The 13,285-nt window shown below is 64.4% G+C and carries 11 protein-coding genes; 7 read left to right on the top strand and 4 right to left on the bottom strand.

The genetic code is table 11. The features are described 5' to 3' along the window. Nucleotides 1-106 precede the first annotated feature (106 nt). Nucleotides 107-1,069 carry a DMT family transporter gene (locus RIN61_RS18300; protein ID WP_112249322.1) on the bottom strand — a complete coding sequence of 321 codons (963 nt, stop codon included), beginning with the start codon at nt 1,067-1,069 and terminating at the stop codon, nt 107-109. A gap of 255 nt (nt 1,070-1,324) precedes the next feature. Further along, nucleotides 1,325-2,818, bottom strand: coding sequence for a polyphosphate:AMP phosphotransferase (gene pap, locus RIN61_RS18295; protein ID WP_207877073.1), 1,494 nt, complete (start codon nt 2,816-2,818; stop codon nt 1,325-1,327). A 153-nt stretch (nt 2,819-2,971) separates the two neighbouring features. On the opposite strand from pap, the gene mnmC reads away from it, so the two are divergent. The 6 genes from mnmC (at nt 2,972) to RIN61_RS18265 (ending at nt 11,550) form a co-directional block, all read left to right on the top strand. Next, nucleotides 2,972-4,936, top strand: coding sequence for a bifunctional tRNA (5-methylaminomethyl-2-thiouridine)(34)-methyltransferase MnmC2/FAD-dependent 5-carboxymethylaminomethyl-2-thiouridine(34) oxidoreductase MnmC1 (gene mnmC / locus RIN61_RS18290; RefSeq protein WP_313853249.1), 1,965 nt, complete (start codon nt 2,972-2,974; stop codon nt 4,934-4,936). A 282-nt stretch (nt 4,937-5,218) separates the two neighbouring features. Continuing rightward, nucleotides 5,219-6,190 (top strand): IS110 family RNA-guided transposase, encoded by a 972-nt coding sequence (locus tag RIN61_RS18285; RefSeq protein WP_207880112.1) that lies wholly within the window; start codon nt 5,219-5,221, stop codon nt 6,188-6,190. A 197-nt stretch (nt 6,191-6,387) separates the two neighbouring features. Beyond that, nucleotides 6,388-8,175, top strand: coding sequence for an N-acetylglutaminylglutamine amidotransferase (locus tag RIN61_RS18280; protein WP_112249325.1), 1,788 nt, complete (start codon nt 6,388-6,390; stop codon nt 8,173-8,175). A gap of 3 nt (nt 8,176-8,178) precedes the next feature. Continuing rightward, nucleotides 8,179-9,924, top strand: a complete 1,746-nt coding sequence (gene ngg / locus RIN61_RS18275) for an N-acetylglutaminylglutamine synthetase (RefSeq protein ID WP_215520394.1) — start codon at nt 8,179-8,181, stop codon at nt 9,922-9,924. 130 nt (nt 9,925-10,054) lie between these two features. Beyond that, nucleotides 10,055-11,239 carry an osmoprotectant NAGGN system M42 family peptidase gene (locus tag RIN61_RS18270; protein ID WP_025338084.1) on the top strand — a complete coding sequence of 395 codons (1,185 nt, stop codon included), beginning with the start codon at nt 10,055-10,057 and terminating at the stop codon, nt 11,237-11,239. Nucleotides 11,240-11,322: 83 nt separating this feature from the next. After that, nucleotides 11,323-11,550 carry a YheU family protein gene (locus RIN61_RS18265; protein ID WP_004575803.1) on the top strand — a complete coding sequence of 76 codons (228 nt, stop codon included), beginning with the start codon at nt 11,323-11,325 and terminating at the stop codon, nt 11,548-11,550. Nucleotides 11,551-11,664: 114 nt separating this feature from the next. On the opposite strand, the gene csrA is transcribed toward RIN61_RS18265, so the two are convergent. Further along, a complete protein-coding gene (gene csrA / locus RIN61_RS18260; RefSeq protein ID WP_085589970.1) occupies nt 11,665-11,853 on the bottom strand; it encodes a carbon storage regulator CsrA in 189 nt (62 codons plus the stop codon). Nucleotides 11,854-11,973: 120 nt separating this feature from the next. Further along, the gene (locus RIN61_RS18255) at nt 11,974-12,783 is read right to left on the bottom strand and encodes an SDR family oxidoreductase (protein WP_112249327.1); all 810 of its coding nucleotides are present in this window, start codon (nt 12,781-12,783) and stop codon (nt 11,974-11,976) included. A 314-nt stretch (nt 12,784-13,097) separates the two neighbouring features. Between RIN61_RS18255 and RIN61_RS18250 the strand changes: the two genes are divergently transcribed. After that, on the top strand, nt 13,098-13,250 hold the full coding sequence (locus tag RIN61_RS18250; protein WP_003252624.1) for a DUF3309 family protein: 153 nt from the start codon (nt 13,098-13,100) through the stop codon (nt 13,248-13,250). The last annotated feature ends 35 nt before the right edge of the window (nt 13,251-13,285 follow it).

The raw sequence follows: 13,285 nt of genomic DNA, 5'->3' as shown, positions 1-13,285 counted from the left end.
CCGGCCCTTTCGCGGGTGAACCCGCTCCCACAGGATTACCACCAGGCTGAATATTGTGGGATCCCTGTGGGAGCGGGTTCACCCGCGAAGAGGCCGGTACAGGCGATCAATGAACCTGGGCCAGCCGCGCCCTGCGCGCCCGCCACCCGGCCACCAGCGAAGGCCCCAGCGCCACCACCGCCGAGCCCAGCACCACGGTTACCGCCCCCACATAGCCCAGCGCATTGATGTCCTCGGCCTGCACATACTCAGGCCACACCAATGCCGCCAGCGCCACCGCGACGAAGGTCACCAGCGGGGTCAGCGCCAGCGTGGCACTCACCCGCGATGCTTCCCAGTGCGCCAGCGCCTCGGCGAACGCGCCGTAGGCCACCAGGGTATTCAGGCAACAGGCCAGCAACAGCCAACCTTGCACCGGGCTCAGCTGCAACGCCTCCAACGGGTGCACCCAGGGCGTCAGCAGCGCGGCGCAGCTGAGGTAGATCACCATCATTACCTGCTGCGAATTCCACACGGTCAGCAGCTGCTTCTGGCTGAGCGCATAAAACACCCAGATGCTGGTGGCCAGCAGAATGGTCAGCACGCCGGTGGTATAGGTGCCGAGCGAGGTCAGCAGCTCTTCCAGACGCTGGTTGAAAAACAGCCCGAACCCCGCCAGCAGGATCAGCAGGCCCACGCCCTGCCCCAGGCTGAAACGCTCGCGGAACACGAACACGCTGGCCACCAGCAACAGCACCGGGCCGATCTGCACGACCAGTTGCGCGGTGCCCGGGCTAAGCAGGTTCAGGCCGATCAGGTACAGCACGTAGTTGCCCATCAGGCCGAGCACGGCCACAGCCACCAGGCCCTTGCCCCTGGGCGCCAGTTTGCCGAAGGAAGGCAACCTGCGCTTGGCGGCCAGCCAGGCAAACAGCAGCCCGCCGGAGACCAGCAGGCGGTACCAGGTGACGGTGACCGGGTCGACCACTTGCAGCACCTGCTTGAGCTTGATCGGCAGGATGCCCCAGAGCAGCGCAGTCAGAAGTGCCAGGAACAGGCCATAGCCCCAGCGGCCGGTAATGGTGTGCATAAAATCCTCGATCAAGCCCGTGGTGGGGGTGGTTGAATTCTACGGGCTTGGAGGGCGGGGACGGTGGAGAGTGCCGAGAAAAGAATTCATCAGGTCATTCTTCTGGGGCATGGCTTGGTGGGTGGGTTGGCTGTTCTGGCCTCTTCGCGGGTAAACCCGCTCCCACAGGGACCCCACAAGATTCAGAGTGCATGTGAATCCTGTGGGAGCGGGTTTACCCGCGAAGAGGCCGGCACAGGCAACCAGGAACTTCGATTATTTCTTGTCCTTGGCAAACGCCGCCTCAAGCGCCTGGTTGATGGTGCGCAACACCTTCACCCGCGCCCAGCGCTTGTCGTTGGCCTCCACCAGCGTCCACGGCGCAATCTCGGTGCTGGTGCGGTCGACCATGTCACCCACCGCCTGGACATAGTCGTCCCACTTGTCGCGGTTGCGCCAGTCATCCTCGGTGATCTTGTAGCGCTTGAACGGGATCTGCTCGCGCTCTTCGAAACGCTCCAGCTGGGTCTGCTGGTCGATCGCCAGCCAGAACTTGACCACCACCGTGCCGGCGTTCACCAGCTGTTCCTCGAAATCGTTGATCTCGCTGTAGGCGCGCATCCAGTCGGCCGGGCTGCAGAAACCTTCCACCCGCTCCACCAGCACCCGTCCATACCAGGAACGGTCGAAGATGGTGAACTTGCCACGCGCCGGAATGTGCCGCCAGAACCGCCACAGGTATGGCTGCGCGCGTTCTTCTTCAGTGGGTGCGGCAATCGGCACGATACGGTACTGGCGGGGGTCCAGCGCGGCGGCCACGCGGCGGATGGCACCGCCCTTGCCGGCAGCGTCATTGCCTTCGAACACCGCCACCAGGGCATGCCGACGCATGCGCTTGTCGCGCAGCAGGCCGGCCAGGCGGGCTTGCTCGGTGACCAGTTGCTCCTGGTAGTCGGACTTGTCCAGGCGCAAGGTCATGTCCAGCGCGCCAAGCAGGCTGAGCTGGTCGATGCTGCGGCCCAGCGGGGCGACGTTGCCCCGGTGTTTGCCCTTGGGGCTGTTATCCAGTGCTGCCAGCAGGCTTTCCAACAGGATGCGCCCTACCGCCAGGCTGCGGTAGTTCGGGTCGACGCCCTCGATGACATGCCACGGCGCGTAGTCGCGGCTGGTGCGGCGCAGCACTCGCTCACCAAAGCGCACGAAACGGTCGTAGGTTTCCGACTGCTGCCAGTCCAGCGGGCTGATCTTCCAACTGTGCAGCGGGTCGTCCTTGAGCGACTTCAGCCGCGCCTTCATCTGCTTCTTGGACAGGTGGAACCAGAACTTGATGATCAGCGCACCTTCATCGCACAGCATCTCCTCCAGCCGTTCGGCGCCGGTGATGGCCTGGTCGAGCACGGCATCCTTGAACACCCCATGCACCCGCCCCTGCAGCATCTGGCTGTACCAGTTGCCGAAGAACACGCCCATCCGCCCCTTCGGTGGCAGGGCCCGCCAGTAGCGCCACGCCGGCGGGCGGGCCAGCTCTTCGTCGGTCTGCTGGTCGAAGGTGAGCACATCGATCATGCGCGGGTCCATCCACTCGTTAAGCAGCTTGACCGTCTCGCCCTTGCCGGCGCCCTCGATGCCGTTGATCAGCACGATCACCGGGAAGCGCGCCTGCTGCTTGAGTTCGTACTGGGCTTCGAGCAGGGCCTCGCGCAAAGCGGGTACCTCGGCGTCGTAAGCCTCCTTGTCGATGCTGTGGCCGATTTCTGCGGATTCGAACATGCACTGGCTCCTTCAATGGATAAGCAAGACTAGCGGATTTGAAGGCTTGTGCAGTACCTGTGGGAGCGGGCGCGCCCGCGAAGCGGCCGGCACAGCCTGCGCAAACCTCCCGGATGGCATAAAATCCGCCCATCCGCTGCAACCGAGCCAACCATGTCCACCCTCCTCCAGCACGCCCAGATCGACTGGGACGACCAGGGCCGCCCCCATTCGCGGCAATACGACGACGTCTATTTCGCGGTCAACGAAGGCATCGAAGAAACCAAGCACGTGTTTCTTGGGCAAACCCGCCTGGCCGAGCGCCTTGCCAACCTCGCCCCGCACGCCTGCCTGGTGATCGGCGAAACCGGGTTCGGCACCGGCATGAACTTCTACTGCGCCTGGCAACTGTTCGAGCAACACGCCCACGCCGAGGCCCGCCTACATTTCGTCAGCGTCGAAAAGTACCCCCTCGGTCGCGACGACATGGCCCGCGCCATGCGCCTGTGGCCGGAACTGGCGGCCTACAGCCAGCCCCTGCTGGAGCAGTACGTGGCAGTGCACCCGGGCTTCCAGCAGTTCACCTTCGACAACGGCAGGGTCACCCTCACCCTGCTGATAGGCGACGCACTGGAACAGTTGCCGCAACTCGATGCGCAGATCGACGTGTGGTTCCTCGACGGCTTCGCCCCGGCCAAGAACCCCGACATGTGGACCCCGGAGCTGTTCGCGCAGCTTGCACGGCTGTCACACCCGGGCACGGTGCTAGGCACCTTCACCACCACCGGCTGGGTACGCCGCAGCCTGGTCGACGCCGGCTTCGCCATGAAGAAGGTGCCGGGCATCGGCAAGAAATGGGAAGTGATGAGCGGCGCCTACGTCGGCCCTGTGCCCAGCCCCGGCGCGCCATGGTACGCGCGCCCTGCTGCCGCAGCGGGGCCGCGTGAAGCACTGGTGATTGGCGCCGGGCTCGCCGGCAGCACAACCGCCGCCAGCCTGGCCCGGCGTGGCTGGCAGGTTACCGTGCTGGAACGTCACCACACCCCGGCTCAGGAAGCTTCGGGTAACCCGCAAGGGGTGCTGTACCTGAAGCTGTCTGCCCACGGCACGGCGCTGTCGCAGATGATCCTGGCCGGTTTCGGCTACACCCGGCGCCAGCTGCAGCGCCTGCAACGTGGCCGCGACTGGGATGCCTGCGGCGTGCTGCAACTGGCCTTCGACAGCAAGGAAGCCGAACGCCAGGGCAAACTGGCTGGCGCCTTCGAACCCGGTCTTCTGCACTCGCTGGAACGTGCTGAGGCCGAAGCCATCGCCGGGGTGGCCTTGCCGGCTGGTGGGCTGTTCTATCCCGAAGGTGGCTGGGTACACCCACCAGCGCTGTGCCAGCAGCAGTTGCAGCACCCGGGTATCAACCTGCTGACGCACCAGGAAGTGCTCGAGCTGCGCAAGGTGGACGGGCAGTGGCAAGCCTGGGCTGGCGAACAGCTGCTGGCCAGCGCGCGGGTGGTGGTGCTGGCCGGTGCCACCGACGTACTGCGCTTCGAGCCATGCGCGCAGCTGCCGCTCAAGCGCATCCGCGGGCAGATCACCCGCCTGCCGGCCACCGCCAGCAGTCGCGCGCTGCGCACCGTGGTGTGTGCGGAAGGCTATGTGGCGCCGCCGCGTGGGGATGAACATACCTTGGGGGCGAGCTTCGACTTCCACGCCACAGACCTTGCGCCGACAGTGGCCGAGCACCAGGGCAACCTGGCATTGCTGGACGAGATTTCGCTCGACCTGGCCCGGCGCCTGGGCACCGCCGAGCTGGACCCTGGGCAATTGCAGGGGCGTGCGGCGTTCCGTTGCACCAGCCCGGACTACCTGCCGATCGTCGGGCCGATGGCGGATGCGCAGGCGTTCGCCCAGGCCTATGCAGTGCTGGGCCAGGATGCGCGGCAGGTGCCGGATGTGGCCTGCCCCTGGCTGGATGGGTTGTATGTGAACAGTGGGCATGGCTCGCGCGGGTTGATCACCGCGCCATTGAGTGGCGAGCTGGTGGCGGCGTGGGTGTGCGGGGAGCCGCTGCCGGTGCCACGGGCGGTGGCGGAGGCCTGTCATCCGAACCGGTTTGCCTTGCGCAGGTTGATTCGAGGGAAATAGGGGATTGGGCTGCTGTGCAGCCCATCGCGACACAAGGCCGCTCCTTGTATCTCGACTTTCGCCTCACAAGAGGCGAAAGTTCTCGACTGATCATCGAGGGAGGGTCATGAAGCGGAGCCGCTCCAAGGGCATCGAGCCCGTATTGTAGATAACGCTCTGGCCCTCCAACCCCACTCGAACAGTTCGAACGGTATCTAGTGCCGCCCCCCGGCGTGAGCACGCATTCGCAAGGTTGAACCGAGTGCTGGGTGATCGAAACTTCGTTGTCTGAGGGAGAAGATCATGTCTGTTGTTGTTGGCGTCGATGTAGCCAAGCGATCTTTCGATATTGCAACTCCACTTCCCAATGGGAAAGTCCGTACCAAAGCCAAGCTGGCCAATAATCCGAGTGGTTTTGAGCAATTCGCAACCTGGCTTGAGCAACATGCCGAACCACGTGCCTGGGTTATCATGGAGGCCACTGGCACTTATCACGAAGCGCTTGCTGAGTGCTTTCATGCCAAGGGTTACCGGGTGTGTATTCTGAATCCCGCCGTGATTGCCAAGTTTGCCGGAGCGGACCTTCGACGCGTCAAAACTGATAAGGCTGATGCCAAGGTTATTGCTGCTTACGGTCAGCAGAAAAAAGATTTGCTTCGTCAGTGGAAGCCTGAGCCGCCAGCTCAGCGGCGCTTGCGGGCCTTGGTGCGGCGTCTGGACGACCTGAAAGAGATGCAGCAGATGGAGCAGAACCGTCTGGATGTGTCGCAGATCGCTGTCCAGGAATCGATCAGAGCTGTAATTGGGCACATCAGCGAAGAAATAGCGAAAACCCGTAAGGCTATTGAGCAGACGATCGATGACGATCCAGACCTGCGCCAGCGACGAGAACTGATTACGTCGATTGATGGCCTGGGAGACACCACGGCCGCGCTGATCCTTGCAGAACTGGGTGATCCGCTGAAGTACGAAAGCCCGTCAGCCATGGTTGCGTTTGCAGGCCTCAACCCGATGATCCATCAATCGGGAGAGAAGATTGGCCAATCGACCATTTCCCGTACAGGAGCCCCAAGATTGCGCGCCGGCTTGTGGATGCCAGGCACTGTCTCGATCAGATACAACCCGGTCGTGAAGGCACTGGCAGAGCGTTTGAGCAATCGGCGTAAAGCCTACAAGCAGATAGTCTGCGCTGCTATGCGTAAGCTTTTGCACCTGGTGTATGGCGTAGTGAAATCCGGCAAACCGTTTGACCCTCAAATCGCTCTTGCGGGGTGAGGGTCAAGACGGTATCTACAGGAGATCGCGTTCCCTTGTAGGAGCGGCCTTGTGTCGCGAAAGGGGCGCATAGCGTCCCCAGGCCTTTGCCCCATATAACAGATCGATCTAAAACTCTCGCAAAGCACATGGGTCAGTTCCTTAAGGTGCCCTAATCCGGGGCACCCCCTCCCCAACGGAAAAACCGGTAAGGACCTATGTGCGGATTAGCAGGAGAGTTGCGTTTCACCCCCATCGACCAAGCCCCTCGCCCAGCCGACCTGGCTGCGGTAGAGCGCATAACCCATCACCTGGCGCCCCGCGGCCCGGATGCCTGGGGCTTCCATAGCCAAGGCCCGATCGCCCTCGGCCACCGGCGCCTGAAAATCATGGACCTGTCCGACGGCTCTGCCCAGCCGATGGTCGACAACACCCTGGGCCTGTCGCTGGCTTTCAACGGCGCCATCTACAACTTCCCCGAACTGCGCCAGGAGCTGCAAGCCCTGGGCTACAGCTTCTGGTCCGACGGCGACACCGAGGTGCTGCTCAAGGGCTACCACGCCTGGGGCGCGGCCCTGCTGCCCAAGCTCAATGGCATGTTCGCCCTGGCCATCTGGGAGCGCGACAACCAGCGCCTGTTCCTCGCCCGCGACCGCCTGGGCGTCAAACCCTTGTACCTGTCGCGCAACGGCGAGCGCCTGCGCTTCGCCTCGACCCTGCCAGCGCTGCTCAAGGGTGGTGACATCGACCCGATGCTCGACCCCGTGGCACTCAACCACTACCTGAATTTCCACGCCGTGGTGCCGGCACCACGCACCCTGCTGGCCAACGTGCAAAAGCTGGAACCCGGTACCTGGATGCGCATCGACCGCCATGGCGAAGTGGAACGCCAGACCTGGTGGCAGCTGCACTACGGCGCCAACCCCGACGAACGGGAACTGGACCTGGAAGGCTGGACCACCCGCGTGCTCGACGCCACCCGCGACGCCGTGGCCATTCGCCAACGGGCAGCGGTGGACGTGGGTGTGCTGCTGTCTGGCGGGGTCGATTCCAGCCTGCTGGTCGGCCTGCTGCGCGAAGTGGGCGTGGACGACCTGTCGACCTTCTCCATCGGTTTCGAGGATGCCGGCGGCGAACGCGGCGACGAGTTCCAGTACTCCGACCTGATCGCCAGGCACTACGGCACCCGTCACCACCAGCTGCGCATCGCCGAGCACGAGATCATCGAGCAGTTGCCAGCGGCCTTCCGCGCCATGAGCGAGCCGATGGTCAGCCACGACTGCATCGCCTTCTACCTGCTGTCGCGGGAAGTGGCCAAGCACTGCAAGGGCGTGCAAAGCGGCCAGGGCGCCGACGAGCTGTTCGCCGGCTACCACTGGTACCCGCAGGTAAACGGCGCCGAAGATGCCTTTGCCGCCTACCGCGATGCCTTCTTCGATCGCAGCCACGCCGAGTACCGCGACACCGTGCAGGCACCTTGGCTGCTGGAAAGCGACGCGGCCGGCGACTTCGTCCGTGAACATTTCGCCCGCCCCGGTGCCCCCGATGCGGTAGACAAAGCGCTGCGCCTGGACAGCACGGTAATGCTGGTCGACGACCCGGTCAAACGGGTCGACAACATGACCATGGCCTGGGGCCTGGAGGCGCGCACGCCATTCCTCGACTACCGGCTGGTGGAGCTGTCGGCGCGCATTCCGGCACGCTTCAAGCTGCCCGACGGCGGCAAGCAGGTGCTCAAGCAGGCGGCGCGGCGGGTGATCCCGCACGAGGTGATCGACCGCAAGAAAGGCTACTTCCCGGTGCCGGGCCTGAAGCACCTGGAAGGCGCCACCCTCGGCTGGGTACGTGAGCTGCTGACCGACCCCAGCCAGGACCGCGGGCTGTTCAACCCGGCCATGCTCGACCGCCTGCTGAGCAACCCGCACGGCCAGCTGACGCCGCTACGTGGTTCCAAGCTGTGGCAGCTGGCGGCACTGAACCTGTGGCTGAGCGAACAAGGAATCTGACCGATGAAAGCCCACGAAATCGCTTACGGTCAACGCCTGCTGCGCGGCCAGGCGCCGTCCTACGAGCGCCTGCAGGCGCGCCTGGCCGGCGATGGCAGCCAGCCCCACGACCAGCCACGCGCCGTGCATTGCGGCTGGGGCCGGTTGCTGATCGGCCACACCTACCCCAACCCGGCCGACCTGGCCGCCGACCTGCTGGAAGAGCGCCCCGGCGAGCGCGATATCGCCCTGTACGTGGCCGCGCCGCAGCAGCTGCTGGCCCAGGCCCCGCAGCAACTGTTCCTCGACCCCTCCGACACCCTGCGCCTGTGGTTCACCGACTACCGCCCGGCGCAGCGGGTGTTCCGCGGCTTCCGCGTGCGCCGGGCGCAGAACCCGGGCGACTGGCAGGCAATCAACACCCTGTACCAGGCGCGCGGCATGCTGCCGGTCGACGCCGAGCTGCTCACGCCTCTGCACCTGGGCGGCCCGGTGTACTGGCTGGCCGAGGACGAAGACACCGGCGCGGTGATCGGCAGCGTCATGGGCCTGAACCACGCCAAGGCATTCGACGACCCCGAACACGGCAGCAGCCTGTGGTGCCTGGCGGTAGACCCGCATTGCACCCGTCCCGGCGTGGGTGAAGTGCTGGTGCGCCACCTGATCGAACATTTCATGAGCCGTGGCCTGGCCTACCTGGACCTGTCGGTGCTGCACGACAACCGCCAGGCCAAGCGCCTGTACCAGAAGCTGGGTTTTCGCAACCTGCCGACCTTCGCGGTCAAGCGCAAGAACGGCATCAACGAACAATTGTTCCTGGGGCCTGGGCCTCAAGCCGACCTCAACCCGTATGCACGCATCATCGTCGACGAAGCGCTGCGCCGAGGCATCGAGGTACAGGTGGACGATGCCGCCGGCGGCCTTTTCACCCTCAGCCTGGGCGGGCGCCGCATTCGCTGCCGTGAGTCGCTCAGCGACCTGACCAGCGCCGTGACGATGACCCTGTGCCAGGACAAGCGCCTGACCCAGCATGCCCTGCACAACGCCGGGCTGCTGGTGCCAGCGCAACAGCTGGCCGGCAATGCCGACGACAACCTGGCGTTTCTCGACGAGCATGGCGCGGTGGTGGTCAAGCCGGTCGATGGTGAGCAAGGCCAGGGCGTGGCGGTGAACCTCACCTGCATCGACGACATTACCCGCGCCGTGGCGCATGCCCGCCAGTTCGACAGCCGCGTGTTGCTGGAAAGCTTCCATGCCGGGCATGACCTGCGCATCGTGGTAATCGGCTACGAAGTGGTCGCGGCAGCCATTCGTCACCCGGCGCAGGTGCTGGGCGATGGCAAGCACAGTATCCGCCAGCTGATCGATGCCCAAAGCCGTCGTCGCCAGGCGGCAACCGGTGGCGAAAGCCGCATTCCGCTGGACGACGAAACCGAGCGCACCCTGCGCGCGGCGGGCTTTGGTTATGAGGATGTGTTGCCCGCCGGCCAGCGCCTGGCCGTGCGGCGCACCGCCAACCTGCATACCGGCGGCACTCTGGAGGACGTGACCGAGCGCCTGCACCCGGTGCTGGCCGACGCCGCCGTGCGCGCTGCACGGGCGCTGGAGATCCCGGTGGTGGGGCTGGACTTCATGGTGCGTGATGCCGGGCAACCGGAGTACGTGATCATCGAGGCCAACGAGCGTGCCGGGTTGGCCAACCATGAACCGCAGCCGACCGCCGAGCGTTTTATCGACCTGCTGTTTCCGCATAGCCGGCCTTTGGCATAACCGCTGCTGGCCTCTTCGCGGGTAAACCCGCTCCCACAGAGACCCCACAAGTATCGAGGGCTGTGGTGGACCTGTGGGAGCGGGTTTACCCGCGAAGAAGCCGGCATAGGAGTAAAGGAGTCCCCCAACCATGTCCGACCGACATCCCGAACCCGATCTCGACTACCTCAAGCGCGTACTGCTGGAGATGCTCGCCATCCCCAGCCCCACCGGTTTCACCGACACCATCGTGCGCTACGTGGCCGAACGCCTGGACGAGCTGGGCATCCCCTTCGAGCTGACCCGCCGCGGCACCATCCGCGCCACCCTCAAGGGCCGGCAGACCTCACCCGACCGCGCCGTGTCCGCCCACCTGGACACCATTGGCGCCAGCGTGCGCCAGTTGCAGGACAATGGCCGCCTGGCCCTGGCGCCGGTCGGTTGTTGGTCCAGCCGCTTCGCCGAAGGCAGCCGGGTAAGCGTGTTCACCGACACTGGCGTATACCGGGGTAGCGTGCTGCCGCTGATGGCCAGCGGGCATGCCTTCAACACCGCCATCGACCAGATGCCGATCAGCTGGGAGCACGTCGAGGTACGCCTGGACGCCTACTGCGCCACCCGCGCCGACTGCGAGGCGCTGGGTGTGAGCATTGGTGATTTCGTTGCCTTCGACCCGTTGCCCGAATTCACCGAAAGCGGCCACATCAGCGCCCGCCACCTGGACGACAAGGCAGGTGTGGCAGCGCTGCTGGCGGCGCTGAAAGCCGTGGTGGAAAGCGGCCGCCAACCGTTGATCGACTGCCACCCACTGTTCACCATCACCGAAGAGACCGGCTCGGGGGCGGCTGGTGCCTTGCCCTGGGATGTCAGCGAGTTCGTCGGCATCGACATTGCCCCGGTGGCGCCCGGGCAGGCTTCCAGCGAGCATGCTGTGAGCGTGGCCATGCAGGACTCGTCGGGGCCTTACGACTACCACCTGTCCCGGCACCTGCTGAAACTGGCCGGCGACCACGACCTGCCGGTGCGGCGCGATCTGTTCCGCTACTACTTCAGCGATGCCCATTCGGCAGTGACGGCGGGGCACGATATTCGTACCGCGCTGGTGGCCTTTGGTTGCGATGCCACCCATGGCTACGAGCGAACACACATCGACAGCCTGGCGGCATTAAGCCGGTTGTTGTCGGCATACCTGCTGAGCCCACCGGTGTTTGCCAGTGATTCGCAGCCGGCCAATGCGTCGTTGGAGCGCTTCAGCCACCAGCTGGAGCATGATGCGCAGATGGAGAGCGATACGCGGGTGCCGGCGGTGGATAGCCTGGTTGGCAACAAGGGCTGAGGCCCTGGGGGCCGCAACGCGGCCCCAAAATCCCGAATGTTTCGCGTAGCATGCCCCCACCGACACCCTAGGCAACGCCCACCATGCTGATCCCCTACGACCAACTGCAAGCCGAAACCCTGACCCGCCTGATCGAGGACTTCGTCACCCGCGACGGTACCGACAACGGCGACGACACCCCGCTGGAAACCCGTGTGCTGCGGGTGCGCCAGGCACTGGCCAAGGGCCAGGCGTTCATCCTGTTCGACCTGGAAAGCCAGCAGTGCCAGTTGCTGGCCAAGCATGACGTGCCCCGGGAGTTGCTCGAATAGCAGGTCTGGCCTCATCGCCGGCAAGCCGGGCTCCCACAGGAATACCGCAGGCCTGATCCTTGCGCGGCCCCTGTGGGAGCGGGCGAGCCCGCGAAGAGGCCGGCACAGGCAACATCAGATTCCACGGGCTTTATCTTTCTGCCCCTCCTTGATGCGCTTGTACACCTCGGCCCGATGCACCGGCACCTGCCGTGGTGCATCCACGCCAAAGCGCACCACCCCGTCCCGCGTCTCCACGACCATGATCCGAATGTCATCGCCAATCACGATGATCTCTCCTACTTCGCGCCCTATTACCAGCATGCTCCAATCCTCCAGCGTGAGGGAAAACCGGAGCCTGCCCTGATGGCATACGGCTACTCAATAGTTCTGCCGCGATTCAGAAAGACCCTACATTTCCAGGTAACTTTACTTACAGACGAATCATCGCGACTGGGCCTTGGCCCGCATTTTTACCGCCATTTCGGCCATTTCGTCATACAGCCGCTCAGGGGCCTGACGCTTCAGTTGCCAGGCCTGGCGCCCAGCCTCATGGGGCAGGATCAGGAACTCGCCAGCCGCGACCTGGTGGTGGATGTGCTCGGCGATGTCCGCCGCATTGATTGGCGAGCCTTCAAGCAGTTTGCCAACCTGGGCTTTCATCGCCGGGTTCGGCCCACGGAAAGAGTCCAGCAGGTTGGTCTGGAAGAACGACGGGCACACCACGTGCACCGCCACCTCCAGTTGGCGTAGCTCGACCAGCAGGCTTTCCGACAGGGCCAGCACGCCGGCCTTGGCCACGTTGTAGTTGCTCATGCCCGGGCCCTGCATCAGCGCGGCCATCGAGGCGATGTTGATGATTCGCCCCTTGCTGCGCTCCAGCAGCGGCAGGAAGGCCTTGCAGCCCTTGACCACGCCCATCAGGTTGACCGCGATCTGCCAGTCCCAGTCTTCAAGCGACAGCTCGGCAAAGAAGCCGCCCGAGGCGACGCCAGCATTGTTGACGATCACGTCGATGCCACCGAACTGCTCGGTGCAGGCCTGCGCCAGGGCGGTGAGCTGGCTGTAGTCGCGCACGTCGCAACGCTGGACAAAGCCCTCGCCACCGGCTGCGCGGGCCAGCTCCAGGGTTTCGCGCAGGCCGGCTTCGTTGACATCGGCCAGCGCCAGGCGCCAGCCCTCACGTGCCCAACGCAGGGCGATCTCGCGACCGAGGCCGGACCCGGCGCCGGTGATCATGATGCGGTTTTGCATGGTGGCTGGCCTTGTTCTGATGGGTTGTGCAGCGAGTCTAATCAAGGCTTGGGGGGCTGGCAGGGTTCATCAGGGTAGTGAATGGACGGGCATGACTGCGTGGTTGGCCTGTGCCAGCCTCTTCGCGGGTAAACCCGCTCCCACAAGATCACCACAGGCCTGAAGGTTGCGCTGTTCTTGTGGGAGCGGGTTTACCCGCGAAGAGGCCGGCACGGCGCTACACAAATGGAATCTTTCACAAACTCCGGCAGTCCTTATTTACAAGAGGCCAGCAGTCCGAGGCCCTTGACCCTCAACCACGCAAGGACTCCGTCATGACCACGATTCTCATCATCATCCTGATCCTTCTGCTGATTGGTGGCTTACCGGTCTTCCCGCACTCGCGCAGCTGGGGCTATGGCCCGTCCGGCATCATCGGCGTGGTGCTGGTAATTCTGCTGGTGTTGTTGCTACTAGGCATGATCTAGCGGCAAAAACACAAAAAAACCGCGCCGAAGCGCGG

This window comes from Pseudomonas inefficax, from assembly GCF_032164165.1.
GTDB classification, from domain to species: domain Bacteria; phylum Pseudomonadota; class Gammaproteobacteria; order Pseudomonadales; family Pseudomonadaceae; genus Aquipseudomonas; species Aquipseudomonas inefficax.
This window is presented reverse-complemented; position numbering and strand designations above follow the sequence as displayed.

What these genes read in the sequence shown, in the direction of transcription:
- RIN61_RS18300 (WP_112249322.1), bottom strand. Translation starts at nt 1,069, where the DNA reads ATGCACACCATTACCGGCCGCTGGGGCTATGGCCTGTTCCTGGCACTT.
- pap (WP_207877073.1), bottom strand. Translation starts at nt 2,818, where the DNA reads ATGTTCGAATCCGCAGAAATCGGCCACAGCATCGACAAGGAGGCTTAC.
- mnmC (WP_313853249.1), top strand. Translation starts at nt 2,972, where the DNA reads ATGTCCACCCTCCTCCAGCACGCCCAGATCGACTGGGACGACCAGGGC.
- RIN61_RS18285 (WP_207880112.1), top strand. Translation starts at nt 5,219, where the DNA reads ATGTCTGTTGTTGTTGGCGTCGATGTAGCCAAGCGATCTTTCGATATT.
- RIN61_RS18280 (WP_112249325.1), top strand. Translation starts at nt 6,388, where the DNA reads ATGTGCGGATTAGCAGGAGAGTTGCGTTTCACCCCCATCGACCAAGCC.
- ngg (WP_215520394.1), top strand. Translation starts at nt 8,179, where the DNA reads ATGAAAGCCCACGAAATCGCTTACGGTCAACGCCTGCTGCGCGGCCAG.
- RIN61_RS18270 (WP_025338084.1), top strand. Translation starts at nt 10,055, where the DNA reads ATGTCCGACCGACATCCCGAACCCGATCTCGACTACCTCAAGCGCGTA.
- RIN61_RS18265 (WP_004575803.1), top strand. Translation starts at nt 11,323, where the DNA reads ATGCTGATCCCCTACGACCAACTGCAAGCCGAAACCCTGACCCGCCTG.
- csrA (WP_085589970.1), bottom strand. Translation starts at nt 11,853, where the DNA reads ATGCTGGTAATAGGGCGCGAAGTAGGAGAGATCATCGTGATTGGCGAT.
- RIN61_RS18255 (WP_112249327.1), bottom strand. Translation starts at nt 12,783, where the DNA reads ATGCAAAACCGCATCATGATCACCGGCGCCGGGTCCGGCCTCGGTCGC.
- RIN61_RS18250 (WP_003252624.1), top strand. Translation starts at nt 13,098, where the DNA reads ATGACCACGATTCTCATCATCATCCTGATCCTTCTGCTGATTGGTGGC.